1 protein-coding gene is annotated in these 290 nt (G+C 41.4%); it reads right to left on the reverse strand.

The window, feature by feature from the left end; translation table 11 throughout:
* Positions 1-290 (reverse strand): hypothetical protein (locus Q5762_RS37880; protein ID WP_315896853.1); only part of this gene is annotated, 290 nt, incomplete at both ends.

A 290-nucleotide genomic window follows, 5' to 3' on the forward strand; every position in this document is an offset into this window, starting at 1 on the left:
TGCCATGCTTCACGCATACTGGTGAAATAAACCAAACCGTTTGGATTATCGAGAGCAATACTTAAAGAAGCCTCTAATGTTTGATCTTGATAGTCTAAACGAACCCCTAAGTTAAAATCGAGGCTACGCGCGCTGAAGGTTTCTTCATCAAAGTTCTCCGACTGGCCTTGCTGTCCCGTCGATGTGTATGAAGAAGAATGCTTACCTTTTATTTCAGGTTGGTTAGCGGTAAATGCAATACTACCGGTTAATAACAAAGGATTTTCTTCATTATCCTTGGCTTGAAGGCT

This window comes from Streptomyces sp. P9(2023), from assembly GCF_032436795.1.
Taxonomy (GTDB): domain Bacteria; phylum Actinomycetota; class Actinomycetes; order Streptomycetales; family Streptomycetaceae; genus Streptomyces.